The sequence below is a fragment of the Xanthomonas sp. NCPPB 2933 genome (assembly GCF_056725225.1).
The window spans coordinates 2,386,549-2,412,292 of the sequence record NZ_CM161518.1 but is presented as its reverse complement, the minus strand read 5'-3'; the positions used below and the strand labels follow the sequence as shown (position 1 = coordinate 2,412,292).

At 64.8% G+C, this 25,744-nt stretch carries 20 protein-coding genes, 1 tRNA gene and 1 other RNA gene; 9 read left to right on the top strand and 13 right to left on the bottom strand.

Annotated elements, in window-relative coordinates:
- Positions 1–329: 329 nt before the first annotated feature.
- Positions 330–1,583 (bottom strand): virulence factor family protein, encoded by a 1,254-nt coding sequence (locus tag AC1PLU_RS09860; protein WP_481093398.1) that lies wholly within the window; start codon positions 1,581–1,583, stop codon positions 330–332.
- Positions 1,584–1,840: 257 nt separating this feature from the next.
- Entirely contained in the window at positions 1,841–3,685 is a 1,845-nt protein-coding gene (locus AC1PLU_RS09855; protein WP_180334220.1) for a formylglycine-generating enzyme family protein, read from the bottom strand.
- 118 nt (positions 3,686–3,803) lie between these two features.
- On the opposite strand from AC1PLU_RS09855, the gene rnd reads away from it, so the two are divergent.
- From rnd to AC1PLU_RS09840, 3 genes are all read left to right on the top strand, one after another.
- The gene (rnd, locus tag AC1PLU_RS09850; RefSeq protein ID WP_023904239.1) at positions 3,804–4,898 is read left to right on the top strand and encodes a ribonuclease D; all 1,095 of its coding nucleotides are present in this window, start codon (positions 3,804–3,806) and stop codon (positions 4,896–4,898) included.
- 233 nt (positions 4,899–5,131) lie between these two features.
- Entirely contained in the window at positions 5,132–5,533 is a 402-nt protein-coding gene (locus tag AC1PLU_RS09845; RefSeq protein WP_023904240.1) for an H-NS family nucleoid-associated regulatory protein, read from the top strand.
- 105 nt (positions 5,534–5,638) lie between these two features.
- Positions 5,639–5,714: transfer RNA gene (locus AC1PLU_RS09840), tRNA-Ala, on the top strand.
- Positions 5,715–5,887: 173 nt separating this feature from the next.
- Here the strand turns inward: AC1PLU_RS09840 and AC1PLU_RS09835 are convergent.
- Positions 5,888–6,094, bottom strand: a complete 207-nt coding sequence (locus AC1PLU_RS09835; RefSeq protein ID WP_161556270.1) for a hypothetical protein — start codon at positions 6,092–6,094, stop codon at positions 5,888–5,890.
- Positions 6,095–6,187: 93 nt separating this feature from the next.
- On the opposite strand from AC1PLU_RS09835, the gene AC1PLU_RS09830 reads away from it, so the two are divergent.
- Positions 6,188–6,263, top strand: a non-coding RNA gene (locus tag AC1PLU_RS09830) — sX9 sRNA.
- A 185-nt stretch (positions 6,264–6,448) separates the two neighbouring features.
- Positions 6,449–7,534 carry a sensor domain-containing diguanylate cyclase gene (locus AC1PLU_RS09825; protein WP_481108336.1) on the top strand — a complete coding sequence of 362 codons (1,086 nt, stop codon included), beginning with the start codon at positions 6,449–6,451 and terminating at the stop codon, positions 7,532–7,534.
- A gap of 50 nt (positions 7,535–7,584) precedes the next feature.
- Here AC1PLU_RS09825 and AC1PLU_RS09820 read toward each other — a convergent pair whose 3' ends face one another.
- A complete protein-coding gene (locus AC1PLU_RS09820) occupies positions 7,585–8,094 on the bottom strand; it encodes a chemotaxis protein CheW (protein ID WP_074057318.1) in 510 nt (169 codons plus the stop codon).
- Between the two features lie 11 nt (positions 8,095–8,105).
- The gene (locus AC1PLU_RS09815; protein WP_023904244.1) at positions 8,106–9,764 is read right to left on the bottom strand and encodes a methyl-accepting chemotaxis protein; all 1,659 of its coding nucleotides are present in this window, start codon (positions 9,762–9,764) and stop codon (positions 8,106–8,108) included.
- Positions 9,765–10,078: 314 nt separating this feature from the next.
- Here AC1PLU_RS09815 and AC1PLU_RS09810 point away from each other — a divergent pair, with 314 nt between their 5' ends.
- Entirely contained in the window at positions 10,079–10,699 is a 621-nt protein-coding gene (locus tag AC1PLU_RS09810; protein WP_481108335.1) for a DNA-3-methyladenine glycosylase, read from the top strand.
- Here the strand turns inward: AC1PLU_RS09810 and AC1PLU_RS09805 are convergent.
- A complete protein-coding gene (locus tag AC1PLU_RS09805) occupies positions 10,639–15,096 on the bottom strand; it encodes a DEAD/DEAH box helicase (RefSeq protein ID WP_481108334.1) in 4,458 nt (1,485 codons plus the stop codon). The two genes, AC1PLU_RS09810 and AC1PLU_RS09805, sit on opposite strands and share 61 nt — an antisense overlap.
- Before the next feature lie 430 nt (positions 15,097–15,526).
- Here AC1PLU_RS09805 and AC1PLU_RS09800 point away from each other — a divergent pair, with 430 nt between their 5' ends.
- Complete coding sequence (locus tag AC1PLU_RS09800) at positions 15,527–15,871, top strand: DUF3301 domain-containing protein (RefSeq protein ID WP_481108333.1); 345 nt, start codon at positions 15,527–15,529, stop codon at positions 15,869–15,871.
- 250 nt (positions 15,872–16,121) lie between these two features.
- On the opposite strand, the gene AC1PLU_RS09795 is transcribed toward AC1PLU_RS09800, so the two are convergent.
- From AC1PLU_RS09795 to AC1PLU_RS09765, 7 genes are all read right to left on the bottom strand, one after another.
- Positions 16,122–16,565: a ClpXP protease specificity-enhancing factor gene (locus AC1PLU_RS09795; RefSeq protein ID WP_168957348.1), complete on the bottom strand. Its 444-nt coding sequence runs from the start codon at positions 16,563–16,565 to the stop codon at positions 16,122–16,124.
- Positions 16,566–16,643: 78 nt separating this feature from the next.
- Positions 16,644–17,279, bottom strand: coding sequence for a glutathione S-transferase N-terminal domain-containing protein (locus AC1PLU_RS09790; protein WP_006453247.1), 636 nt, complete (start codon positions 17,277–17,279; stop codon positions 16,644–16,646).
- 915 nt (positions 17,280–18,194) lie between these two features.
- Positions 18,195–18,953 (bottom strand): cytochrome c1, encoded by a 759-nt coding sequence (locus tag AC1PLU_RS09785; protein WP_193726378.1) that lies wholly within the window; start codon positions 18,951–18,953, stop codon positions 18,195–18,197.
- Positions 18,946–20,205: a cytochrome b gene (locus AC1PLU_RS09780; protein WP_006449543.1), complete on the bottom strand. Its 1,260-nt coding sequence runs from the start codon at positions 20,203–20,205 to the stop codon at positions 18,946–18,948. Before AC1PLU_RS09780 ends, AC1PLU_RS09785 begins: the two co-directional genes overlap by 8 nt.
- Positions 20,205–20,849 (bottom strand): ubiquinol-cytochrome c reductase iron-sulfur subunit, encoded by a 645-nt coding sequence (petA, locus tag AC1PLU_RS09775; RefSeq protein ID WP_043907856.1) that lies wholly within the window; start codon positions 20,847–20,849, stop codon positions 20,205–20,207. Before petA ends, AC1PLU_RS09780 begins: the two co-directional genes overlap by 1 nt.
- 177 nt (positions 20,850–21,026) lie before the next feature.
- The gene (locus AC1PLU_RS09770) at positions 21,027–22,031 is read right to left on the bottom strand and encodes a lytic transglycosylase domain-containing protein (protein ID WP_481108332.1); all 1,005 of its coding nucleotides are present in this window, start codon (positions 22,029–22,031) and stop codon (positions 21,027–21,029) included.
- Between the two features lie 49 nt (positions 22,032–22,080).
- The gene (locus AC1PLU_RS09765; RefSeq protein WP_481108331.1) at positions 22,081–23,046 is read right to left on the bottom strand and encodes a helix-turn-helix transcriptional regulator; all 966 of its coding nucleotides are present in this window, start codon (positions 23,044–23,046) and stop codon (positions 22,081–22,083) included.
- 119 nt (positions 23,047–23,165) lie between these two features.
- Here AC1PLU_RS09765 and AC1PLU_RS09760 point away from each other — a divergent pair, with 119 nt between their 5' ends.
- Positions 23,166–23,780 carry a glutathione S-transferase family protein gene (locus tag AC1PLU_RS09760; RefSeq protein ID WP_481108330.1) on the top strand — a complete coding sequence of 205 codons (615 nt, stop codon included), beginning with the start codon at positions 23,166–23,168 and terminating at the stop codon, positions 23,778–23,780.
- Between the two features lie 69 nt (positions 23,781–23,849).
- Positions 23,850–25,319: a tRNA (N6-isopentenyl adenosine(37)-C2)-methylthiotransferase MiaB gene (miaB, locus tag AC1PLU_RS09755; RefSeq protein ID WP_481108329.1), complete on the top strand. Its 1,470-nt coding sequence runs from the start codon at positions 23,850–23,852 to the stop codon at positions 25,317–25,319.
- The last annotated feature ends 425 nt before the right edge of the window (positions 25,320–25,744 follow it).

The following is a 25,744-nucleotide window of genomic DNA, read 5'->3' as shown; positions in this document are numbered from 1 at the left end:
ACGGACGTACTTGCGGCGTGTCCCGCGATGGTGGGCGGGCAAGGGCCCTGCAGCCAACTTACAGATCAGCCGCTCTGCAAGTGATGTATCGAGGTATTCGATCACTCCAGGACAAACGAGAATTCGCGTCGTAGCGTCGTCGAAATGCAATCAAATGCTTGGTTCAAAAGTTCAGCGCATCGAGGGCGCAATGCCCTCACCGCGCGCGGGACACGCCGTAAATCATTCCATGAAGAATCCTTGACCGCATCCCTGCCGCCAAGGGTCCCGCAAGCGGTGAGGACATCGCAGCTGGCGACTCGGTCGTGTGCTGTTAGTCGCGTCGCCCCTCAACCACGGCTGGGCGTGGACGTCTGCACCGCATGCTGCCAGCCTTGCAGCAACACGCCGGCCAGCACCGCAGGATCATGATCGAAGTGATGACCACCCGGGCGCGCAACCACCTCGACACCGCGTGCGCGTAACTCAGGGCACAGCGTGTCCTTTTCCTGATCGCCGTAGATGCATTGCAGGCGATGCGCGTCCAGCGACTGGATCGCCGGTTCCACATCGCGCTCGGCATCGTTGTGCCACCCCAGCCAGCCGCCGACGCGCACCTTGAAATCGGCCTGGTGACCAAGACCGAGCAAGCTGACGAATTGCACCGAGGCACGCTGGCGCGGCGACAGCTCAGGATAGGCGAACGGCAACACGTCGGCGCCGAACGAGTAGCCCACCAAGGCGACGTGTTGGATATGCCAGCGCTGCCGATACGTGGCGATCACCCGATCCAGATCCGCCCCGACCTGCTGCGGCGTGCGGCTGCCCCAGAAGTAACGCAGGCTGTTCCAGCCAACCACCGACACGCCCTGCTGCTGCAACTGCGCAGCGATGCCTTTGTCCAGTTCGCGCCAACCACCATCGCCGGACAGCATCACCACCAGGCGGTCGCTGCCGGGCGCATGCAGTTCCACCAACGGCAGATCGCCCACCCCTTGCGCCTGCGCTGCCTGGAAATGGCCAAGGGTGGCGGCGGCAATCTGCATCGGGCTGGCGTCGTCGACCAGATCATCGAGGAAGCCCTGATTCGCATCGGGCACATCGCGTGCGCAGGCCAGACCGACATCGCTGGCGCCGCCATCGGCGACAACCGCGCCCCCCAGCACGTCCGGCGCGGCCGAGGCCAGCGCCTGGCGTGCCAGCACCGCACCACCGCCCTGCCCCACCAGCACCGGCGGCAGGAACGCATCCACGTGCTCGGCGCGCAGCAACTTCTTGCCCAGCCGCTCGGCATCGTCGGCCAGCGAGCTACAGGCGGCGCGGTGAGACCGCACACGTTCGCGGTAGCTGGCGGTATCGATCACCGCGACCAACGCGCCGTCGTTGCTCAGCATCTCGGCAAGCCGCTGGCCGTCCTGGGGATGGCCACTGTCGGGCAACAGCACCACCATCGCCTTGGGCGTGCCCTCGGGGCGCACCACTTCGACCGAGCCGTAATGCCCGGCAGTATTTCCATCCTGCAGATGCCGCGCTACCGCGTAGCCGCTGCCACCGATCAGCAGCACTGCGATCAGCCAACGAAACAAACGGATTCCCCAGCTCATCGCAGCCATCCTTCAGAAGTGCTGGCACTGCAGACCGCAGCGAACGCCCGTGGGTTCCGGAGCGGTTCGGGGGCTGTTCGCTGGGGTTAAGCCTGCACACCGGGCGACCCGTGGTCAGCGGTAAACAACACCGGACCGGCGCTCACCGGGAGCTGCAAGCGGCGCGCGGCAATCGCACCCCGACTGGCGCCAAGAACGTCGATCTGCGCTGCGGCGATCACATTGGCGGCGACAGGCATGCCGCCCGGACCGCCGCCCTAGATACCGCGCGCCACGCGGAAACCGATGCGTGCGCTGGTGCTATCGGAGTCCTGCGACTGCCGCCAGGCCGCGCGCGTCTGCTGCGGCGAATTGGCCCAGCTGCCGCCGCGGATCATGCGCTGCCGGCAACCGGGGTTGAACCACGCGGCACCGTCGGCCGGCGCGCGCCGGTAGCTGGCATGCCAGCAGTCGGCCACCCACTCGCTCAGATTGCCGCCCATGTCGTGCAGGCCCCAGGCATTGGCGCGAAAGCTGCCCACCGGCGCCGGCCCCCAGAAACCGTCGCCATAGCCGACAAAGCCATTGTTCCAGTGCCGGCCACTGCGCGAGACATCGTTGCCGCCGGTGAAATTACCCGCATCCAGCGGCGGCGAGCCGGCATTGCCCCACGGATAACGCCCGGTGGTGCCGGCGCGCACCGCGTATTCGAACTCGGCCTCGCTGGGCACGTGGTAATGGCGGCCGGTCTGTTCCGATAGCCAGCTCGCATAGGCTTCGGCGTCGCGGATGCTGACGTGCATCACCGGGCTGTTGGGCGCGGCCTGCGCGCCGTTGTAGTCGGATTGCCAATCCACCCCGCTGCGGCGGATGAAGTTGCCGCTGCGCTCGTCGTACACCACCGAGTGACCGCGTCGGGTGGCACGCGGGCGTGCGCCGGTTGCCTCGATGAATTGACGAAACTCGGCGACGGTCACTTCGGTGATCGACAGCGCAAAGCCACGAGCGAAGCGCACGTAATGCGCGGGGCGCTCGTTGTCGGACGCCCCCGGCTCGGCGTCGCCTGCACCCATCTGAAATGCGCCATGCGGCACCACAATCATCTGCGGCCCGCGCCCTCCCACTTTGAGCCCATCGGTGAACACCTGCCCGGGGCGAAAACTGCCGTAATGGGTGGCCAATTCGAGACGACGGCGCAGATCGCCGGCCACCGGGTCGCCCGGGTCGGCGATGCGCAACACTTCGGCCAATTTCTCGCCGGCCGGCTTGAGCCCCCGCGGCGAGTTCAGATCATGCAGGCCGGCATCGTGCAAGGCGGCGATCTGTGCGTGGCGCATGCGCTCCACGCGTGCCCGTGCATCGGCAATGGTCGGCGCGCGCTCGCGCACCTGCCCGGCCATCTGCAACCAGTAACGCGCAGCGATGAAATCGCCTGCCTCGGCAGCCTGCTCGGCACGTGCCAGCAAGCCGCTTTCCACGGCCGCAAGTCCCTGCCGCGTGCGTGGGTTGTCGGGGTCCAGCCGGGCCGCATCGCGAAAATTCACCAGCGCGCCATTGCCGTCTTCGCCCAGCCGCCCACCGCGCAGATCTTCTTCGCCGGCACGGTTGAAGCCGAGCACGCGCTGCGCAGTTTCAACCGCACTCTGCAGCGCGCGCACCTTGGGATCCTGCGGCGCCAGCGCAAGCGCCACGATGGCCAGCTCACGCGCCTGTTCGAGCGCATCGTCCTGGCGCTCGGTCTGTTCGATCAAGTCCTCGCCGCGCTCGATCAGCCGGCGCCGCGCCTGCTCCAGCCCGCGACGGCTGGCCGCATCTTTGCCGTCGGCACGTTGCTGGATCGCCAGATATAACGGGATCGCATCGTCGGCACTGCGAAACAGCCGATCTTCCTGCAAGGCCTGGTCGGCACGCTTGCGCGCCTGCGCCAAAGGTTCGTCGCCCAGGTCCACTGCCGGCGGTTGCCATTGCGCCACGGTCTCGGCGGATTCTTCGCCACTGATCGAGACATTCGGCTTGCTCGGCACCGCAGCTGCGGCTGCAGGTTGTGGCGCAGCGGCAGGCGCTGGCGTGGGTGCACGCGAACAGGCGCACAGGCTTAGCGCGACCAGTCCCCACGCTGCCATCCGGTTACCGCACTCACCCACCACCTGCTCCTTCCAGTGCTCTGCCGCACGACAGGCGATCGCGACGTTAGGCTATTCTGCGCGTTCTGCGCAAACCCTCGCTGTCGACGGAAATCACGTGCCCCATTGGATCACCCACCCCTCCGAGCTGACGCAACGCCTGCACGCAGCGCGTCCGTCCCGCATTGGCCTGGACACCGAATTCATTCGCGAACGCACCTACTGGCCGCAACTGGCGCTGGTGCAGATGGCCATCGGCGAGGAGATCCTGCTGATCGATCCGCTGATTCCGGGCATGAACGCGGCGCTTGGGGAATGGTTGACCGCCACCGATATCGTCAAGGTGATGCATAGCGCCAGCGAAGATCTGGTCACCTTCAAATGCGCCTGCGGGGTGTTGCCGCGGCCGTTGTTCGATACCCAGATCGCCGCCGCGCTGGCCGGCGTGGGCGGTGGCATGGGCTATCAGAAGCTGGTACAGGAAGTGACCGGTACCTTGCTGACCAAGGGCGAGACGCGCTCGGACTGGATGCGCCGCCCGCTCTCGCCCGCACAGCTGGAATACGCCGCCGACGATGTGCGCTATCTGTTTGCAATCCATGACGAACTCAGCCGCCGCCTGACCGAGCAGGATCGCCTGGGCTGGCTGGCCGAAGATGCCGAGCGCCTGCTCGCCACGGTGGAGCATGACGATGGCGAGCGCTGGCCGCATGTGAGCCTGCGCACCGCGCAATTTTTGGAACCTGCCGCGCAGCGTCGGCTGCTGCGGCTGCTGCGCTGGCGCGATCTGCAGGCGCGCCAGAGCGACCGCCCACGCAGCTGGATCCTGGACAACGAACTGGCCAGCCAGCTTGCACGTTTTCCGCCCGACGATCTGGATGCACTGCTGCGCCAGTTCGACAAATTCCCCAAGGCGCCGCGCAAGCTCGCCGCCGCAGTGTGGGACGCGCTCAACACGCCGCTGCCGGACGAGGACCATGCGCCGCTGGCGCAGGCCGCCACCGACGGCAACAAGGCGGTACTCAAGCGTCTGCAGGACGCGGTGGCGCAGCGCAGCCGCGAACTGGGCCTGCCGGACGGCATCCTAGCCTCGCGCCGGCACCTGGAGAGCCTGATCGAACAACACAGCTGGCCTGCCCCGCTGGGCCAATGGCGCCGCGAGGTGCTGGAGGCGCAAGTGCTGCCGCTGCTGGATGACGCTACCGCGCGGTGATCGCAGTAAGGTATCGCTCGCTGTATGGTGACCGCCGGGTTGGCTGCACGTGCAGACCTGGACGGCACCTGTCGCGGTACTGCAAAAAGCGACCGCACAGGCCCGGCGACAGGGGTTTCACACCCTGAGCAGGCACCCGCGCGACTAACGGCCGCCCACAGGCCGCATGCCATAATGACGCGCGCCCTCTGGGCGGCGTCTCCACAACTTTTTTATTCCGAGGCTATACCTCTGTGAGCAATACCACTTCGAAACTGGATTCCATCGCACAAGCCAAAGCCAAGCTGCTGGAGGAACTGCAGAAGCTGGAAGAACAGGAGAAGACCGAGCGCGCAAGCGAGGCATCGTCTGCGCATGCCACCATCGTCTCGCTGCTCGAACAGTTCGCCGGCCACTTCAACACCAAGCAGCGCAACGATATCGCCGGCTACCTGGGCACCGGCACCGCACGCAAGGAAGTGGTCAAGAGCGGCCGTAGCGAAGTCAAGCCGAAGTACGAACTGCCACACACCGGCGAAACCTGGTCCGGTCGCGGCCGCACCCCCAAGGCCTTCGCTGCATGGGAAGGCTCGGTGTCGTACAAGGAATGGAAGGCCAAGAACCCGGACCTCAAGTTCCCGTTGATCGGCGAGTGATTGCAGCGCGTCATTGACCCGGATCGCATCTTTGACGGTGCGGTCCGACACCGCAAGCCAGCCCTTGGCGAACCGCGCGGCATATGGTTAGAATCCAAGGCACGTGGGGCGGTAGCTCAGCTGGGAGAGCGTCGCGTTCGCATCGCGAAGGTCGAGGGTTCGATCCCCTTCCGCTCCACCATTGTTTTTCAAAGAATCCTCGGCAACCACTGGTTGCCGGGGATTTTTTGTTTGTCGCGGGCTGGCGGCATTCGGGTTACTCACTCGGCGCCGACCTGGGTTTTTGAGCGTGCGCAGCCGTGACAACGGAACCATGCCGCCAGGATCACACCCCGCGCGCTAACGTCCGTTTTTTCATTCACCCTGGACATGCACGCCATGAGCAATGAGCAGAAACAGCCCGACAACGTCACAGAGAATCAGCATGGCGCTGCCGAAAGCCAGCAGGACCGTCAGCACGATGAGGCGGCCAAGCAGCGCCCGGGCCAGAGGGACTTGCAGATAGACAAAGAAAACAACCGCCGTCCGCACGGCAACGCCGGTCAGGGCGAGTGATGCCACTGCGATGTCGGCACGCAGTCAGCCGGGACTAAGAGCGGCTGGCAAAACTACTGCGCGGCCGCCAGGTGCGCGCGGTCGATGCTCGGAATCGGCATGTACCACTCGTACACTCCGGTTCCTGCGCGCTGCCCGCAGCCACCTAACGACCGCTCGCAACGTTTTGTTAGCCGCTCGAATATGACTCGATGCGTACGCGCAGTGGCTCCTGTGGCAAGATCTAGGCACGCGCTCGCCGCTAGGGTGGCTGGCGCGCTAGTTCCAACAGTCAGGCGATGGCTCGGTTGTACCGGCCATCGCCGTGCTCGCACCTTGTCTTTCATCGCCTGACGGCGCCCTGTTCCGGTGGTCCTTTGCATGCAGAATCCCGACGCGCCCGCGTTGAGCCTGATCCACGCGACACTGTTGCCCGGCGGCATCAATGCGACCTTCGGCGCGCGCATGCCGGCCAATGAAGACGATCGCCTGGCCGCACTGCGCGATTACCAGATCCTGGATACCGCGCCCGAGCCCAGCTACGACGAATTCACTGCGATTGCTGCGGCAGTGTGCCGGACGCCAATGGCGCTGATTTCGCTGATCGACACACAACGCCAGTGGTTCAAATCCAGGATCGGCATGCAGCCGCGCGAGACGCCGCGCGATCTGTCGTTCTGCGCGCACGCCATTCTCGAACCCGATAAGGTGATGGAAGTCGGCGACACCCATATGGACGCGCGTTTTGTCGACAATGCACTGGTCACCGGCGAACCGCAGATCCGCTTCTATGCAGGTGCCCCGCTGCTGACCTCCGACGGTATCGCGCTGGGGACCCTGTGCGTGCTGGACCGCACGCCGCGTCGCCTGTCGGTGGCCGAACGCGACGCGCTGAAGGCGCTTGCGCGGCAAGTGGTCACTACCATCGAGTTGCGCCACGCAGCCAAATTGGTGGAGCTGGACGCGCTGCGCGACGAACTCACCGGCTTGTGGAATCGCGCCGGTCTGGAGCGCGCAGTTCACGCGCTTGCAGACGCGCCGAGTGCTTCGGCTGAGCCATCGCTCGGCTTTCTGCTGATCGATCTGGATGGTTTCAAACGGCAGAAATTGCAGGCCGGCGCGGCTGCGGCGGATGCAACACTGGTCAAGGCCGCAAGAATGATCGAAGCGCAGCTGCCGCCTACCGCAAGCGTGGCCCGATTGAATTCGGATCAGCTGTGTGTGGCATTGCCGTCGACGTCGGCGCAGGTCGCTGTGGAAACCGCCGAACGGATCCGTGCGGCAATCGAAACGGCCATCTGGCCGAATGCTCCGTTGACGGTCAGCATCGGGCTGGTGGATGCACCTGCCTGCGATTTGCACGACACCAACGCCTTGCTTGCGCGCGCGCGGCATGCATTGCAGATCGCGGCACGCAGCGGGCGCAACCGCGTGCATCGCTTCGTCGGTTGGTACCTGCAGGATTGATTGGTAGCGCTCGCCAAATGCCCGGTTCAGGCGTCTGGCGAGACTGCAGCTCAGGCGGCCAGTGCATCGGCAGTGCCGGCAATCTCCTCGACATGCAGCACCTGCTCCATCTCCAGCAACACCACAAAGCGCTCGCCGACCTTGCCCATGCCGCGTAGCAGATCGCGGCGGATATGCGTACCAAACGCGGGCGCGGCTTCGATGTCCTGATCGGCCAGTTCGATCACCGCGTTGACCGCATCGACCAACACTCCGATCACCTGCGGTCCCTGTGCCTGTTCGGTGGCCAGGATCACGATGCAGCTGCGTTTGCCGATGGCGCTGTCGGCACGCCCCAGCCGCGATTGCAGGTCCACCACCGGCACCACCGCACCACGCAGATTGATCACCCCGCGCACGCAGGCCGGCATCGACGGCACCGGCGTGGGGGCGCGGTACTGGATGATTTCGCGAATGCCGAGAATGCTGATGGCGAAGGTTTCGCCGGCCAGTTGAAATGTCAGGTACTGGGCCGCCGCATCGGCGTCGCCAGGCATCACATCGGGGGTCTGTGCAGTCATCGATCGGTCTCTCAGAAGCGGGCGAACTGGCCTTCGTCCGGGCCCTCGGACATGGCGTAGGCCGGCGCTGCAGTGCTGCGCCAACCACGTGCAGCTGCGGCGCGTGCCGGACGTGCAGCGACCGCCTTGCCACGCTTGGGCGGCGTGCTCGCAGGCCCCTGCCCGCCCAGGCGGAAGAACGCCATGCTCTGCTGCAGTTGTTCGGCCTGCGCGCTCATCTCTTCGGCAGTGGCGGCCAGTTCTTCGGACGCGCTGGCATTCTGCTGGGTGGTCTGACTGAGCTGCACCACCGCCGAATTGATCTGACTGACGCCGGAAGATTGCTCTTCGGAGGCGGCAGAAATCTCCTGCACCAGATCCGAGGTGCGTTTGATGCTGGGCACGATGGTGTCCAGCAAACGCCCTGCACGATCGGCCAATTCCACGCTGGAACTTGCCACTTCGCCGATCTCCTGCGCGGCTACCTGGCTGCGTTCGGCCAGCTTGCGCACCTCGGCGGCGACCACGGCAAAGCCCTTGCCATGTTCGCCGGCACGCGCCGCTTCGATCGCCGCGTTGAGCGCGAGCAGATTGGTCTGATAGGCGATGTCGTCGATGATGCCGATCTTCTGCGCGATCTGCTTCATCGCCTGGGTGGTGGCGACCACCGCTTCGCCACCTTCGATGGTTTCTTTCGCGGCCTGGGTGGCCATGCCATCGGTGATGCGCGCGTTCTCGGTGTTCTGGCTGATCGATGCGGTCATCTGTTCCAGCGAGGCGCTGGTTTCTTCCACACCGGCGGCCTGTTCACTGGCGGCCTGCGACAGGCTCTGCGCAGTGGCACTGACTTCTTCCGATGCGCTGGCCAGGGTCTCGGCACTGGTATTGACCTCGCCGACCACCTGCGACAGCTTCTGCACCATGGTGCGCATGGCTTCGAGCAACTGCGCGGTTTCATCGCGGCCCTGCACCTCGATGCGCATGCTCAGATCACCTTCCGACAGTCCATTGGCAACTGCCACTGCACGGCGGATCGGGCCGGTGACGCTACGGCTGATCACCACACCTAATATCGCGCCAAGCAGCACACCTCCACAAATGATGGCGATCAGCAGTTTCGAAGCGCGTGCATGGATAGCACCGGTTTCGGCATTGGCCGATGCCGCGCTGCGCTCGCGCAGGCTGCTCAGATCGGTCATCAGGTTATCGACTTCATCCGAACTGGCGCGCACGGCGCGCGACAGCGCCGCCAATTCCGGATTGGTTTCGCGCAAGGCCTCGCGGTTGGCGACCTCGATAAAGCGGCCGCGCTCATCCAGATACTTTTGCCAGGCGCGATCGAACTGCGCCAGCTTGGTCTTGCCCTCTTCGGTTTCGAAACTGCCACGCGCACGGGTGATGTGATCGACCACCCTGGCGGTGTACTTGTCGATGCTCTGCACATGCGACTGGCGTTCTTCGGCGCTGCTGGCCAACAACAGATTGGCACGTGCGCGGCCTGCATAAATGAGGTTGATATTGGCCTCTTTCACGTTCGACAAGCCCAGCAATTCGCGCTCGTACAGCGAGCTCGACAGGTCGCTGATACGACCGGAGTTGGAATAGCCCACCCAGCCGATGCATGCGCCGATCGCCGAGACGATCAGGAACGCGACGATCAGCCTGGTTCCGATTCTGAAGTTGCCTAACATTGGAAAGTTCTCTTGAGGATGGTGCGCGCGACAAGCGCTGCAAGGACAAGCGATGGCGTGCTGCGAGGTAGCGATCACGACGACGCGGCGTTTCTAAACCGTTCGTTAATGGCTATCGGCGCCAGCAAAACGCGCTTGAGATGCGGGCATTACCGCAATGCCTATTCAGGCAGTTGGATGTGCGCTTTTGTGACCGGTCATGCGCTCGCAATAGCCCACATTCGGAAAAATCCTACCCGCGATTCACGCGTTGTCCGGGACAGTCCTGAGGGACACCCGCAGCGACATCACGCCCGCGCCGCTAGGCTGCGTGCATGTCGCCTCGGCCACTCCCGCACACGTTTTACGATCACGACGCACGCAGCGTCGCACCGCAATTGCTCAACAAGGTGTTGGTCAGTGCGGACGGACGACGTGGGCGCATTACCGAGGTCGAGGCGTATTGCGGCAGCGAAGATCCGGCAGCGCATTCGTTCCGCGGCATGACTCCACGCACGCAGGTGATGTTCGGTGCGCCCGGGCATCTGTATGTGTATTTCATCTACGGCATGCATTGGGCGATCAACGCGGTGTGCGGCGGCGCACCTGGCCATGCGGTGCTGATTCGCGCGCTCGAGCCGCTGGCCGGGATCGCCTCCATGCAGGCTGCACGTAACGCTGCCCCGCTCAAGACCTTGACCACCGGCCCCGGTCGCCTGGCCCAGGCCTTCGGCGTGACGGCTGCCGATAACGGGCTGGATCTGACCAGCGCAAGCGCGCGGCTATGGATCGAAGACGATGGCCTGCCGCCGCCATCGATTCAGCTGACAACGCCGCGCATCGGCATCCGCAAGGCGGTGGATGCGCCGTGGCGCTGGGTGGTCCCCGATAGCCGCTATTTGTCGCGCCCGCTTCCGCGCGTGACCGGCGCGCGCGCGGTGCTGCCGGGCGACTGAGCCAGCCATTGCTCCATCGGCGTCTGCTCGGCAGCGCCCGGGCCACGTTGCAGCAAGCGCAGTGCCTGTTCGGCTTGCTCAGCGGTGAGTTCCTGCAGCGGCTGGAAGCGATCTGCCGCCCACACCGCCACCGGCAGGCCATCGAGATAAGCGATGCGATTGCCCGGCACGCGCGCGATGCGCTCGCCCGGCAGGAGACTGCCGAGCAGATTGCTGGGGTCGCTCGCACTCACGCACACCCACTGCCCTTGCAGCGGCTGCGCACGCACCCGGCGCAACGCGGCAATCGCATCCGGCAACGCGAATTGTTCGCCAGACAGGCCCCCGATGAAACGACCACCCCGGATCTCGCCGCGCGCTTCCAGCCGTTGATACATGCGCAGCAATTCGCGCCACGGCGGTAGCCATGCGGCCTCGCGTTCGAGCAAGCGCCAACAGACCACGCCATAACGACGCAGCAGCGTGCGCGCAACGTGTTCGAGGGTTTCCTGATGCCGCTCGCCGGCTTCGGCCAACGGTAATTCCGGCAGCGTGCGCACCGGCGCCCAGCGACCGGCATCGCGAATGCCCAGTGCACTGGCGCGGCGACGGTGGCGCGACAGCGCGCTCGGCCGCTTCGACGCCGGTACCAGCAGCGCACGCAGGCCGGCGTAACTATCGCAATGCACGCGGCCACGCATCACCAGCTCGCTCAACGCGTCTTCCAGCTCGGTGCTCATCAAGCGGGCGGCATCGGCGATCTCATCGAAGAACAACGCGCCTTGCTGCTGCAACACCTCCGCCACGCGCTGCGCGCGCGAGCCCAACGGGGCGTCATCGACACCGCGTGCCAAGCTGCTCCAGCGCTGCGCTTCGCGACGCGGCAGCAACACAATGGGTGTTGCGCGCAACGCGGCGCTGCTGCGGCCACCGCCGGGACGCAGCCGTGCCCACACGGTGCGCCCGGCCGTGCACAACTCGTCCAGCCATGCGGGTTGGTAGTCGCGTACCCGCGCAGGTAGCAGCTCGCTCTCCCACAGCAGCGCGGGCGCTTCGAAACCTTCCAGCTGCCCGACAACACCGGCCAATGCATCCGGCCCGGCCACACGACTGGCGCTGTCGAGGTGCTGCCACTCGAACAGAAAGCGCGCGTAATCGCGTTGCGACACCGGTTCGATCTCGCGGCGCAAGCGCCCCAGGGTGTAGCGATGGATGCGCGCCAACAGATGGCGTTCGCACCATTCCTCCGACTGCGCCTGCGCACTGAACTGCCCAGCCATGACATAGCCCTCGCGCTGCAATGCCGCCAGCGCGAGCACGATCTCGGCCTGCGGCAAATGCAGTGCGCCCGCCAATGCCGGCACCTGCGCCGGGCCGATCGCAGACAGGCGCCCGCGCAGCAGTTCGCGCACAGCCCAGTCGCGTTCCCACTCGGCGACACGGCAATCGGCCGGGGCCTGCAACGGCGGTTGTGGCGACGCATCTGGATACAGCGGCATGAACCAGTCGATGCGCTCGGCGCTGATCCACAGCGCGGGCACACCGTTCAATTCGAGACAACTGGCACGACCATCGGCAGCCAGTGCAGCCAACCAGGCCTGCCATTGCGCATCGGCGGCTTCGTCCACGGGCAATACGCCAAGCCCGACCAGCGCTTCGTGCATTTCTTCGGCATCGCGTGGCTGCGGCCAGGCTTCCTCGCGCACCAAGGCGATGGCGTCCGGATCGAGCCGGCCCAGATCATCGCTGGTCTGCGGCGTGTAGCGGCGGCTTTGCACCGCCTGGGTGCGGCGTTCTTCCAGTGGCGCATCGTCCAGAAACGCGTACGGACGCGCGTTCAAGGCTTCGGCCGCCAGCGGCGATGGCGCGGCCAGATCGCGCGCCACCACCGTGATTGCGCCGGATTCCAGCCCACGCAGCACCTGCAACCAGCCTTCGCTGTCCATGGCCTGATGCAGGCAATCCTGCAGCGTCTGCGTCACCAACGGATGGTCCGGCACCTGCCGCTCGCCGAACAGATTCTCCGCGCAGGCGACCTGATCGGGGAACACGCTCGCCAGCAGATCTTCGGACTTCATCCGCTGCAACTGCGGCGCCACCTTGTTGCCGCCGGTGAAGCGCGGCAACGCCATCGCATTGGTCGCATTCCAGCGCCAACGCACTCCGAACAGCGGCGCATCCAGCACCGCCTGAATCAGCACATGCTCGGCCGATGACGAGTGCAGATAACGGCCAACCTCCTCCAATGCAAAACTATGACTGGTGGACAGCGACAGCACGATCGCATCTTCGGTCGCCGCCGCCTGCAATTCGAAGTTGAAGGTGCGGCAGAAGCGCTTGCGCAACGCCAGCCCCCACGCGCGATTGATGCGGCTGCCATACGGCGAATGGATCACCAGCTGGGTGCCGCCGCTGGCATCGAAGAAGCGCTCCATCACCAGGCACTGCTGGGTCGGCATGGTGCCCAGCGCCGCGCGGGCGTGCGCGAGATAGTCCACCAGCTGGCGCGCGGCTTCTGCGGCCAGACCCAACTCGCTGCAGAGCCAATCACAGGCGGCTTGATGTGGCGCGGTGGCGCGTGGCGTGCTGTCGAGTAGCGCGCCTTCGAACGGCGTGGCATCGAGGGGCATGCTGTCCAGCTGTGTGGCGATCTCGCCACGCAACCGCGACACCGCCGCCGACAATTCATCGCTGCGGCCCGGCGCCTCGCCCAGCCAGAACGGAATGTTCGGCGGCGCGCCCTTGGCATCTTCGACGCGCACGCGGCCCGCATCCACGCGCAGGATGCGGTAGCTGGCATTGCCGAGCTGAAACACATCGCCAGTCAGGCTTTCGACCGCGAAATCCTCGTTCACCGTGCCGATCTTTTCCGCCTGCGGCTCCAGCACCACGCTGTAATCGCCGGTTTCGGGAATGGTGCCGCCGGAGGTCAGCGCGGTCATGCGCGCGCCACGGCGTGCATGCAGGCGGCGGTGCACCGCATCGCGATGCAGATACCCCGCACGCGGCCCGAGCCGGGTACTGAAGCCATCGCACAGCATGCCCACCACGCGATCTAACGTCTCCCGGCGCAGCTGAGCGAATGGCCACGCGCGGCGCACCAGCGCGAACAGCGCATCTTCGTCCCAGTCCTCGCAGGCGGCCTCGGCCACGAGTTGTTGTGCAAGCACATCGATCGGCGCGAGCGGAATCCGTAGCGCGTCCAGCTCGCCGCGGCGCACGCTATCGAGCAGCGCAGCGCATTCGACCAACTCGTCGCGGGTCTGCGGAAATAGCCGCGCCTTCGGCGTGCCACCAACCGCATGCCCGGCGCGTCCGGCGCGTTGCAGAAACGTGGCGATCGAACGTGGCGAGCCGAGCTGGCAGACCAAGTCGACATCGCCGATATCCAGCCCGAGTTCCAGCGATGCGGTGGCCACCAATACGGTCAATTCGCCAGCCTTGAGGCGCTGCTCGGCCAGCAGGCGCGTCTCGCGCGACAGGCTGCCGTGATGTGCGGCCACGCGCTGTTTGCCGAGCAGATCGCCCAGATGCCGCGCGGCCCGCTCGGCCATGCGCCGGGTATTGACGAACACCAGCGTAGTGCGGTGTTGCTGCGCCAGCGCGGCTACCTCGGCGTATACCTGCAGCCACTGGTCGTTGGACATCACCACGCTCAGCGGCGTCGGCGGCAAGGCCAGCGCGAGATCGCGCGTGCGGGTGTAGCCGATATCCACGATCTCGCACTGCGGTGGAAGTTGCCCGGCTTCGCCGACGCCGACCAGAAATTGCGCGACCGTTTCAATCGGCTTCTGCGTGGCAGACAGCCCGATGCGGGTGATCGGGCGCTCGGCCAATCGTTGCAGACGCTCCAGCGTCAGGCTCAGATGGCTACCGCGTTTGTCTGCCGCCACCGCATGGATTTCATCGACGATGACGGTGCGCACGTGCCGCAGCGCGTTGCGCCCGGAGGCCGAGCCCAGCAGCACATACAAGGACTCCGGCGTGGTCACCAGAATATGCGGCGGCACGCGCCGCAGTCTGGCCCGCTCACGCTGCGGTGTGTCGCCGGTACGCACCGCGGTGCGCACTGCCACATCCGGCAAACCGTCTGCGCGCAGGGCTGCGCGGATGCCTTGCAGCGGCGCGTCCAGATTGAGATGGATGTCGTTGGATAGCGCCTTCAGCGGCGACACGTAGACCACGCGGGTTTCGTCCGGCAATGCGCCGCCGTTGGCCAGACCATCGCGGATCAGCGCATCGATGGCGGCGAAGAACGCGGTCAGCGTCTTGCCCGAACCGGTCGGCGCAGCCACCAGGGTGTGCCGACCGGCCTGGATCGCCGGCCACGCGGCAATCTGCGCCGGCGTGGGCGCAGCAAAGGTCTGCGCGAACCACGCGGCCACGACAGGATGGAACTGCTGCAGAACAGGATGCATAGGCGATGCCCCGAACCGTCGCGTCAAGTTAGAGCGAGCGGTGCGCGGATTCAACTCGGCGGGAGTTCACTGGATGGGGGTGCGCGGTCGCCGACGCAAGCCAGCCACCGCGATGGCGGTGAATCGTTTAGTGCGGTGATCGATGCTGCTGCCTAGCCTTCAGACGAGTGTGTTCAGCGCTCGCAATCGACGTATCGCGGATACATATCGGCCTATGCGCGCCGTTCGCGCCAAGCCGATGCACGTTTGCGACGTGTGCTCAGCCATTGCTGGGACAGCGAGGACGCTGCCATTGCCGGTGCAACGAGGACGCTAGCTGCGTGATCGTCGGATACTGGGCGATGCAGGATGTCCTGCTACCGGCCAACGCAACGCTGCGGCCCGGCATGACGATTGTCGATCAGGCACATGCCGTGGCACATTGGCGCCCATGCCCAGCCTTATTCTCTTCATGATTGCCGGCGCCGCGCTGTACGCGTTCTGGAACTCCTCGCGTGCCGCTGCCGAACGCGCCGATATCCTCGGCCGCAATGCCTGCCGCGCTGCCGATGTGCAGTGGCTGGACCAGAGCGTGCATTCCACCAACATCCGTATTTGTCGCAAACCCAATGGTTGGCTGGGCTTCGAGCGGACGTTTCGTTTCGAGTATTCGCACGATGGTGTCGACCGCCACAGTGGCCGTCTGGTGCTGCGCGGCGACCAGCTGATCGCCTTTACCGGCCCGCAAGTGGGCACGGTGACGCCGCTGAACCCGGATCATCAGCGCTTGAATTAAGTGTGGCTTGACTGGTTTGCGCAGATCCGAATGCATCGTCTGCGCTTGAGCATGTGCCACTGAAGTCTGCGCTGCGCTGATGACGCATCGACAGCTCCGATGCGTCGACTGCAGCGTGCCTGCCCAGCAGCATGTCTGCTTGTCGCAGCACCATTGTCCATCTGTGCCGCATGCGCACAGTGCGCATCAGTAACCGAAGCGCCTGCCACACATCAAACGCCGGACGCGCAATGCGCGCCCGGACGCCCACTTACTTGACCACACGCAAATGGGGGCGCTTGCCGGCGCTTGGCGGCTCGTCCGGCGTAGGCGGGCTCGGTGGCGGCGGTGCACCGGGATCCGGTGGCTCGGTGCTGGTACCCGGGATGTCGTCCGGCAAGGCCATGCCCTGCCCGGTCTCGCGTGCGTACACCGCCAGCACGGCGGCCATCGGCACCATCACCGGATAGCTGACGCCGCCGAAGCGTGCAGTAAAGCGCACGCTTTCGTTGTCGACCTGCAGCCCGACCACGGCGCGCTCGGCGATGTTCAATACGACGCGACCGTCCTTGACGGCACTGGCAGGCACCTGCACGCCAGGCAATCCTGCGTCCACCAGAACGTGCGGCGTCATGCCGTTGTCGTTGATCCATTCGACCAAGGCCCGCAACAGGTACGGGCGATGGCTGGTCATGCGGGGGAAATCTTCGCTCATGGCGTCATTTTACCCGCACACGGCCCGCAGCGGCGGCGCTACGATCGGACCTCGGTCTGTTGGCATACAGCCCTGGCATCAGCCCGGCATGTCGCGCAGTTTGCGTTCCTGATCGGTCAGGCTGCGGATGAAGCCGGGATTGCGGAAGATCCGGTTGCCGTAGTCCTCGATCGCCTTGCCGTCCTTGGGCAGCCCGATCTCCAATGCGTCCAGTCGCCAGATGATCGGCGCCATGGCGCAATCGGCCAGACTCATTTCCGGATTGAGGAAGAATTTGCTGGCCTTGAACAACGGCACCGATGCGGTGAGCAGTTCCTTCAGGCGCTTGCGGCCGGCTTCGGCCTGGGTCTTGTTGCCGAGCTGGATGGCCTGCACCTGCGGCACCCAGTCGTGCTCGATCCGCAGCATCGCCAGACGCAGGCGCGCGCGCGACAGCGGGTCGACCGGCATCAGCGGCGGATGCGGATAGCGCTCGTCCAGGTACTCGCTGACCACCGATGCGGCGTATAGCACCAGGTCGCGTTCGACCAGGGTGGGAACCGAGTGATAGGGATTGAGATCGATCAGATCTTCGGGAGGATTTTGTGGGTCGACCGGCACCAGGTCGTAGGTCACCCCTTTCGCCGCCAGGACCAAGCGGACCCGGTGGCACAACACGTCGTCGTTGGACGAAAACAAAGTCAAGGTATTTCGCATACGCACACTCGTCGCCATTCAAGGCTCTCCGACGACCGGAATCCGCCGGCCGCATCGGCGCAGCCGGCCCAACGCCGACCGTCACCACGGTCCTTCGAGTGTGCAATCACGTCACGCAAAAGCCAAGGGTGATAAGGCCTCAAAACACGAACAGGCCATGTTGTCTTGTTGAATGACGGGCGTGCCAGGCGATTACGCATCATCGACAGGTGGGTTTGCGGCTGATCTGCGGGTTTGCGGCAGGGCCCTTGCCCGCCCACCATCGCGCGACACGCCGCAAGTACGCCCTTGTAGCGTCATCGGCATGCTGGTTCGCGGCTGATCTGCGGATTTGCTGCAGGGCCCTTGCCTGCCCACCGTCGCGGGACACGCCGCAAGCACGCCCTTGTAGCGTCATCGGCATGTTGGTTCGCGGCTGATCTGCGGATTTGCTGCAGGGTCCTTGCCGGCCCACCATCGCGGGACACGCCGCAAGTACGTCCGTGTAGGCTCTTACGCGGCATCCATGCCGCGTAAGGTCCCGCGATGGTGGGCCGGCAAGGACCAGTCGAGATAGTTGGTGTGCATGTTTTCAAGCAACCAGCAAACTGTCTGGTGCGGTGTCCTCGCCGATTGCGGGACCGTGTGGCGGCATGGATGCCGCCACCGAGCCTACATGGACGTACTTGCTGCGTGTCCCGCAAGCGGTGAGGGCATCGCGCCCTCGACCAACTGGCCAACACGGCCTGGGACCATCGAGATAGCGCCAAAGACGGCTAACAGAACTGATTGCGCGACAGCCGGACGGACGTAGCTGGTGGCGGAAATCGGCACGCACCACGCGTCCAGTCCGGTTCTTCCGCAGCTTCCACAAACGCTTGGCGATCGCCAAGCTGTGTTCGCTGCGTCGGGCGGCCGCGACATTGCACGGTCGCTGCCGCACTCACAGCGCGATCAATGCACGTCCTTCCAATATTCCTTCTTGAGCAGATAGGCGATGAAGGTCAGCAGGGCCAGAAACAGAATCACCCACACGCCCATGCTTTGCCGCTTCAGCGCCGCCGGCTCGCCCGCGTATTCCAGGAAGTTGGAGATATCGCGCACGGTCTGATCGAACTCGACTGGTGTCTGGCGTCCAGTTTGACCGAGCTTGAGCGCCTGCACCGGCTTGTCGCCGGTCGCTTTATCCGGCGGCCCGTACTGCGCCTGCTGCAGGCCTTGCAGTTCCCACAGCGGATTGGGCATGGACGCGTTCGGGAACAACTGGTTGTTCCAGCCCAATGGACGGGTCTGATCCAAATAGAACGACTTGAGGTAGGTATAGACCCAGTCGGTGCCGCGCACGCGGGCGATCAGGGTCAGATCCGGCGGCGCCTTGCCGAACCATTTGGTCGCTGCATCGTGCGGCATGGTGCCTTCGATGTGCTCGCCGATCTTGGCGCCGGTGAAGTTGAGGTTGGCCATGACCTCCGCTTCGCTCAAGCCCAGATCGCTGGCCATGCGCGAATAGCGCAGGTATTTCAGCGAGTGGCAGCCCGAACAATAGTTCATGAACAACTGCGCCCCACGTTGCAGCGAGGCACGATCGCTTAGATCGTTTCCGGCCTGCTGTACTGCGCCGCCTTCGGCCGCCATCGCGCCGCCGGCAACCACCAAGCCGCATAGCAGCGCGACCATGCGTGACTTCCATGACTTCACGATGTGCTTAGTCATGCGTGGTCACCCGCTCCGGTACCGGTTTGGTCTTATCTATCCGTGTCCACACAGGCATGGTGATGAAGAAGGCGAAATACAGGAAGGTCAGCACCCGCCCGACATAGGTTTCGTGTGCGTCGGTGCCAGGACCGGAGCCGATTACGCCCAGCCATACGAAGCACACCACCAGCACGCCGAGCGCGACCTTGGAGATCCAGCCGCGGTAGCGGATCGAACGCACCTTGGCGCGATCCAGCCATGGCACCAGAAACAGGATCGCGATCGCCGAGAACATCACCACCACGCCGCCAAGCTTGTTGGGCACCACCCGCAACATCGCGTAGTACGGCGTGTAGTACCACACCGGTTTGATGTGCTCCGGGGTCACCAGCCGGTTGGCCTCGGTGAAGTTGTCATGCTCCAGGAACAGACCGCCGAAGGCCGGCGCGAAGAAAATGATGAAAGCCGCGATCAGCAGCAGAAAGCCGACACCGACCAGATCCTTGACCGTGTAATACGGATGGAACGGGATACCGTCGGCCGGCTTATGCGCATCCCAGCGATTGCCCTTGGGACCTTTCTTGATGTCGACGCCATCGGGATTGTTGGAGCCCACTTCATGCAGCGCGCCCAGGTGCAGCACGATCAGCAGCAACAGCACCAACGGCAACGCAATGACGTGCAACGCAAAGAAGCGGTTGAGCGTGGCATCGCCGGGCAGATAGTCGCCCATGATCCATTCGGTCAAGCCATTGCCGATCACCGGAATGGCGCCGAACAAGGAGATGATCACCTTCGCGCCCCAGAACGACATCTGCCCCCAGGGCAGCACATAGCCCATGAAGGCTTCGGCCATCAGCACCAGATAGATCAGCATGCCGAGGATCCACACCAGCTCGCGCGGCTTCTGGTAGCTGCCGTACATCAGCCCGCGGAACATGTGCAGATACACCACGATGAAGAACAGCGAGGCGCCGGTGCTGTGCATGTAGCGGATCAGCCAGCCCCACTCCACATCGCGCATGATGTATTCGATCGAAGCGAACGCATCGGCGGCGCTGGTCTTGTAGTGCATCGTCAGGAAGATGCCGGTGACGATCTGGTTGACCAGCACCACCATCGCCAGCGAGCCGAAGTAGTACCAGATGTTGAAGTTTTTCGGCGCGTAGTACTCGCTGACATGCTTGCGATAGACCGGCATCAAGCCGGGCGCGCGCTCGTTGACCCACTCGAACACGCCGTTCGCGGTACGGACAAGAATATTGCTCATCAGGCAGCCCCCGTGCTTTTGGCCGACGTACCGGCGCCATCCGGATCGACACCGATGACCAGCGTGTTGTCGTCCACGTAGTGGTGTGGGGGCACCAGCAGGTTGATCGGTGCCGGCACGCCGTCGAAGACGCGGCCGGACATGTCGAAGCGCGATTTATGGCAGGGGCAGAAGTAGCCGCCCTTCCATTGCGGGTCGTAGGGCTCGGGCCGGATCTCGGCAACCATCTCCGGCGAACACCCAAGATGCGTGCACAGGCCCACCAATACCGAGATATCGGACTTGATCGAGCGGTACTCGGGATTCTTCAGCACGTAGTCCGGCTGCTGGTCCTTGTTCTCGGACTTGGGGTCCTTGAGCCGGTCGTCCAGCGAGGGCAGTGCGTCGAGCATCGCCTTGGAGCGCTTGACGATCCAGATCGGCTGACCGCGCCACTCCAGAACCAGCCGTTGCCCTTCCTGCAAGGCGCTGATGTCGGCAGTCACCGGTGCGCCGGCCAACTTGGCGCGTGCACTGGGATTCCACGACTTCACGAACGGAACTGCAACAAATCCTGCTCCGACCGCACCGACCACGGAGGTTGTCGCGGTCAAAAACCGACGACGCCCGAGATCAGCAGGTGCGTTAACCCCATCGTTGGCCATCCGGCTCTCCGATCTTGATTAGGTAGCGTGAGGCTGCCAACGGCTGGCGGGGGGTCCAGCCGCGATGAATCGACCGCAGTGTAGCGGAACGCTTAATGCACAGACAATGCAATGTACGCAGTCGGAGCTGCGCTGTGCAAACGCTGCATGCAGATGCGTGTCGATAACGCACGCAGCTCAGTTGGCTGCCGTGGTCTGCCCGCGATAGCGACCGGCCAGCAGGCCGACGCGTTGCACATAGCGCTGGGTCTCGCTGTACGGCGGCACGCCGCCGTAGCGATCCACCGCGCCCTCGCCCGCGTTGTAGCCGGCAGCGGCAAGCGTGAGATCGCCGTTGAAGCGTTTCAACAACCAGGACAGATACTGCACGCCGCCGCGAATATTTTGCGATGCATCATAGGCGTCGCTGACGCCGAAGCGGCGCGCGGTTCCGGGCATCAGCTGCATCAGCCCTTGCGCACCGGCACGGCTGAGCGCCAGCGGGTTGTAGGCCGACTCGGCGTGGATGATCGCGCGCACGATCGCTTCTTCGACCCCGAACTCACGTGCCGCCGCGGTGATTTCCTGCTGGTAGGCATTGGTGTTGAGCCGGATCGCACCGAAGTTGACACCGGGCTTGGCGCCGCAGGCGTAGCAGGTCTCGATAAAGCTGTAATGGATGGTGCGCAGGCCTTCGATGCTGGCGACCTGACGCGGGCGGGCGCTGGTGTAGTGGCGCACGCCGTCCTTCATATAGGAATAGACCTGCCCGCTGACCACCCGACGCGGATTGACCGCCGTTGCGGCGGCAGGCGTTTGCACGATGGACGTCTCCGACACCGGCAGCGCGCGCGGCACCACCGCTGAAGCGACCTCGGCAGCGCGACGTGGCGGTTGGCTGACCGGTTGGCTGACCGACTGGCTGATGATGGTGGCCGGCGCGCCGCTGTCGATATTGGCGATGCTGCGTGCCGGGCCGGCAATCGAGCCTGGCGTCGCGCGCACCGAAGACGGCGGCGTGCGGCGCGCAGATCGATCCGGGGTATAGCTGCTGATGACGCTGCAGGCGGCGCCGCTCTGGCGCTTGCTCAAATAACTGGTGATGCCGTCGCCGCTGACGCACTTGTACAAGGTGCCGGCGCTGGCCGGCGCCGCCGACAACGTGACAAGTAACAGCCCCAGCACTCTTGACATCCCCTTCATGTGGCGGAGTGTCCCAGCTTGCCCTGGGCTTGCCAAGTGTCGGCCGGCGTTACCGGGGTAGCTGGTCCAGTTGCGCGCGCAACGCGTTCAGGGCCTGGGTCAGCGGTTCACGCATATCGGCGGGAGAGATCGCCTCGAACGGCAGTTCGAGCAGCAGCAGATTGGCCGCCAGGGCCGGCATGCTCGGGGCGCCCAGACCGAGCCAGCAATGCGCGGGGCCGTCGGCTTCCAGCGCCCCCAGCCAGGGCGGAATGCGCGCGGCGAGTGCATCCAGCGTGCCTTGCAGGCGTACCCGCGCCCGGCATGGGAATGGCGACTCGCCGATCGCCTTGCGCAACAACTGCAGCGGTTCTTCCGGCAGCGCGCGGGCGGCGAACTGCGCGCCGGTCGCGACGGCCTGATCGATACGGTCGGCACGCAGGGTGCGCCAGTCCTGGCGCTCGCAGTCCCAGACCAGCAAGTACCAGCGCCGCCCGTAATTCACCAGCAACGCCGGCTCGACGCAGCGGGTGATCGGCGCGCCAGAGTGGCGGCGATAGTCCAGCCGCAAGGTAATGCGGTCGCGGCAGGCACTGGCCAGTTGCGCCAGCAGTGCCGCGTCCACCAACGCGCTGGCGTCCATGATCGGCAGACTGGCCATGGCCGCATGCGCGGCGCTGGCGCGCTGGCCACTGCGTCGCGGCAACAGCGGATCGAGCTTGGCCAGCACCCGCGCCGCTGCCGCGTCCATGTCGCGGATCGTCGGCGCGGCCGCGCGCAAGGCGATCGCCACGGTGAGCGCTTCGTCTTCTTCGAACAACAGCGGCAAGGCGGCTGCGCCCTGCCCCAGCCGGTAGCCGCCACCGGTTCCGGGCGCGGCCTGTATCGGGTAGCCGAGCTCGCGCAGGCGGTCGATATCGCGCCGCACGCTGCGCGGATGAATTTCCAGGCGCTCAGCCAGGGCCACGCCGGACCAGCTCCGGCCGCCTTGCAGCAGAGAAAGCAGACGCAACAGGCGGGCAGCGGTCGAGGCCATCGCCTCACCGTATTGCGGACAGAAAGTGTCCGCAATAGCTGTATAGGATTGCGTCATCACGTGTCCCTGCACCAATGCCCGCTACTTGCACTCTTCTTCCTGGCCACCAAGGACCCGCAATGCCCGACGACCGCCACATCACACTTTTCCACAATCCCCGCTCGCGCTCGCGCGGCGTGCTGGTCTTGCTGGAAGAGCTCGGCGCCAGCTACAGCCTGCAGATCCTCGATCTGGAAAAAGGCGAGCAGCTCGCGCCTGAGTATCTGGCGATCAACCCGATGGGCAAGATCCCGGCGATCCGGCACGGCGACAGCGTGGTCACCGAACAGGGCGCGATCTATCAGTACCTGGCCGAGCTGTATCCGGAAGCCGGCCTGTCGCCCGCACCGGGCGATGCCGATCGCGGCGCCTATCTGCGCTGGCTGGCCTTCTACGGTTCGGCGTTCGAACCGGCGATCATCGACCGCGCGATGAAGCGCGACGCCCCGCCGCGCGCGATCTCGCCGTACGCCGACTGCGACACGGTGCTGCAGGTGGTCGATGCGCAGCTGGCCAAGGGCGACTATCTGTTGGGCGATCGTTGCAGCGCGGCCGATGTGCTGTGGGGCGGCGCGCTTGGCTGGATGGTCGATTTCGGCCTGGTCGACCCGCCTGCCACCACCCGCGCCTACATTGCACGCATGGCCGACCGGCCGGCAGTCGGCCGCGCCGAGGCGATCAATGCCAGGTCCTGAGCATCCGGACGCAGCCGGCGCAAGCGGGTAAACTACGCGGCTATCTTCTACCCGCCTGGAATAAGCGCCATGCCCGGGACATCCGTTTCCGATCTGTCCGCGGCCACCGCCGTGGACGCACCCGACCTGTTGCCGCTGCCCGTAGCACGCCCGACAGCGCCTGCCGTGGTGCGCGGCAAGCTGTACATCAAGACCCACGGGTGCCAGATGAACGAGTACGACTCGGCCAAGATGGCCGACGTACTCGCCGCCTCCGAAGGCCTGGAGCTGACCGACAACCCCGAAGACGCCGACGTGGTGCTGGTCAATACCTGCTCCATCCGCGAGAAGGCGCAGGAAAAGGTGTTCAGCCAGCTGGGCCGCTGGCGCCTGCTCAAGGAGAGCAGGCACAAGGCCGGCGGCACCCCGGTGATCATCGGTGTTGGCGGCTGCGTGGCCTCGCAGGAAGGTGAAGCCATCGTCAAGCGCGCGCCGTATGTGGATCTGGTGTTCGGCCCGCAGACGCTGCATCGCCTGCCCGAGCTGATCCGCGCGCGGCGCGAATCGGGCAAGTCGCAGGTGGACATCAGCTTCCCGGAAATCGAAAAGTTCGATCGCCTGCCCGAGCCGCGTGCCGATGGCCCTTCGGCGTTCGTGTCGATCATGGAAGGCTGCTCCAAATACTGCTCGTTCTGCGTGGTGCCCTATACCCGCGGCGAAGAAGTGAGCCGGCCGTTCGAAGACGTGCTGGTGGAAGTGGCGCAACTGGCCGCGCAAGGCGTGCGCGAGATCAATCTGCTTGGCCAGAACGTCAACGCGTATCGCGGTGCGTATGGCGCCGATGCGGGAGACGCCGCGCAATACGCGGATCTGGGCTTGCTGATTCGCACCATCGCGCAGATCGACGGCATCGGTCGCATTCGTTTCACCACCTCGCATCCCTTGGAATTTTCCGATTCGCTGGTGGATGCGTATCGCGACGTGCCGCAGCTGGCCAACTATCTGCACTTGCCGGTGCAGGCCGGCAGCGACCGGATTCTGTCGGCGATGAAGCGCGGCTACACCGCGCTGGAATTCAAATCCAAGATCCGCAAGTTGCGCGCGGTGCGCCCGGACATTTCGATCAGCTCGGATTTCATCGTCGGCTTCCCCGGCGAAACCGAAGCGGATTTCGAAAAGACCATGAAGTTGATCGAAGATGTGGGCTTCGATCAGAGCTTTTCCTTCATCTATTCGCGTCGTCCTGGAACGCCTGCCTCGGATCTGCAGGACGACACGCCCGACGCCGTCAAACAGGCGCGCCTGGCACGCTTGCAGGCGCAGATCAATGCGCATGCCACGAGTATTTCGCAATCCATGGTGGGCAGCGTGCAGCGGGTGTTGGTGGAAGGCCCCTCGCGGCGCGATCCCAACGAATTGACCGGCAAGAGCGAGAACATGCGCCCGGTGAATTTCCCCGGCAATGCGCGCCTGATCGGGCAATTCGTCGATGTGCTGATCACCGAGGCGATGAGCAATTCGCTGCGTGGTCGCATCCATCTGGATGAAAGCGCACGCTGATACAGCGCAGGCGCCGGATTGCTCGGCGCCATGTTGAAGGCATTGTGTGCAGCACGCACTGCCGGCGATCCATACAACCTGCGCCAGCCACGCTCATACGGCTCACCTGAGCTGTCTCTTTGCAGTCGCAGACAACGACAAGCATCGACATGATCCGTCGCGTCGCTCGCTGCGCGCACTGGTGGCGAAAAATTCGCCACCCATCCACAACGCCTTGCTACACAAGGCCGCGTGACACTTACCCACAGGCTTTACCGAATTCGATCCACATCGGTTGTGGACAAGCGCGTGCGCACTGGCGTTTTTTTCACCACCACCCTGCCAGGCCTTACGCCAGTAAGCGTCACCAATTCTATCCACAGATTGTGGATGCGTGACTCCACAGCGCTTGTGGAGAACTCGAACGCGCAGGCGGGCACGCGCAT

Excerpts from the sequence above, each read along its gene's own strand:
- AC1PLU_RS09780 (WP_006449543.1), bottom strand. The coding sequence starts at position 20,205 with ATGAGCAATATTCTTGTCCGTACCGCGAACGGCGTGTTCGAGTGGGTC.
- AC1PLU_RS09760 (WP_481108330.1), top strand. The coding sequence starts at position 23,166 with ATGCCCGACGACCGCCACATCACACTTTTCCACAATCCCCGCTCGCGC.
- AC1PLU_RS09795 (WP_168957348.1), bottom strand. The coding sequence starts at position 16,565 with ATGAGCGAAGATTTCCCCCGCATGACCAGCCATCGCCCGTACCTGTTG.
- AC1PLU_RS09785 (WP_193726378.1), bottom strand. The coding sequence starts at position 18,953 with ATGACTAAGCACATCGTGAAGTCATGGAAGTCACGCATGGTCGCGCTG.
- AC1PLU_RS09790 (WP_006453247.1), bottom strand. The coding sequence starts at position 17,279 with ATGGCGACGAGTGTGCGTATGCGAAATACCTTGACTTTGTTTTCGTCC.
- AC1PLU_RS09815 (WP_023904244.1), bottom strand. The coding sequence starts at position 9,764 with ATGTTAGGCAACTTCAGAATCGGAACCAGGCTGATCGTCGCGTTCCTG.
- AC1PLU_RS09805 (WP_481108334.1), bottom strand. The coding sequence starts at position 15,096 with ATGCATCCTGTTCTGCAGCAGTTCCATCCTGTCGTGGCCGCGTGGTTC.
- AC1PLU_RS09860 (WP_481093398.1), bottom strand. The coding sequence starts at position 1,583 with ATGAGCTGGGGAATCCGTTTGTTTCGTTGGCTGATCGCAGTGCTGCTG.
- AC1PLU_RS09855 (WP_180334220.1), bottom strand. The coding sequence starts at position 3,685 with ATGGCAGCGTGGGGACTGGTCGCGCTAAGCCTGTGCGCCTGTTCGCGT.
- AC1PLU_RS09800 (WP_481108333.1), top strand. The coding sequence starts at position 15,527 with ATGCCCAGCCTTATTCTCTTCATGATTGCCGGCGCCGCGCTGTACGCG.
- AC1PLU_RS09810 (WP_481108335.1), top strand. The coding sequence starts at position 10,079 with ATGTCGCCTCGGCCACTCCCGCACACGTTTTACGATCACGACGCACGC.
- AC1PLU_RS09770 (WP_481108332.1), bottom strand. The coding sequence starts at position 22,031 with ATGAAGGGGATGTCAAGAGTGCTGGGGCTGTTACTTGTCACGTTGTCG.
- miaB (WP_481108329.1), top strand. The coding sequence starts at position 23,850 with ATGCCCGGGACATCCGTTTCCGATCTGTCCGCGGCCACCGCCGTGGAC.
- AC1PLU_RS09820 (WP_074057318.1), bottom strand. The coding sequence starts at position 8,094 with ATGACTGCACAGACCCCCGATGTGATGCCTGGCGACGCCGATGCGGCG.
- AC1PLU_RS09825 (WP_481108336.1), top strand. The coding sequence starts at position 6,449 with ATGCAGAATCCCGACGCGCCCGCGTTGAGCCTGATCCACGCGACACTG.
- AC1PLU_RS09765 (WP_481108331.1), bottom strand. The coding sequence starts at position 23,046 with ATGGCCTCGACCGCTGCCCGCCTGTTGCGTCTGCTTTCTCTGCTGCAA.
- petA (WP_043907856.1), bottom strand. The coding sequence starts at position 20,849 with ATGGCCAACGATGGGGTTAACGCACCTGCTGATCTCGGGCGTCGTCGG.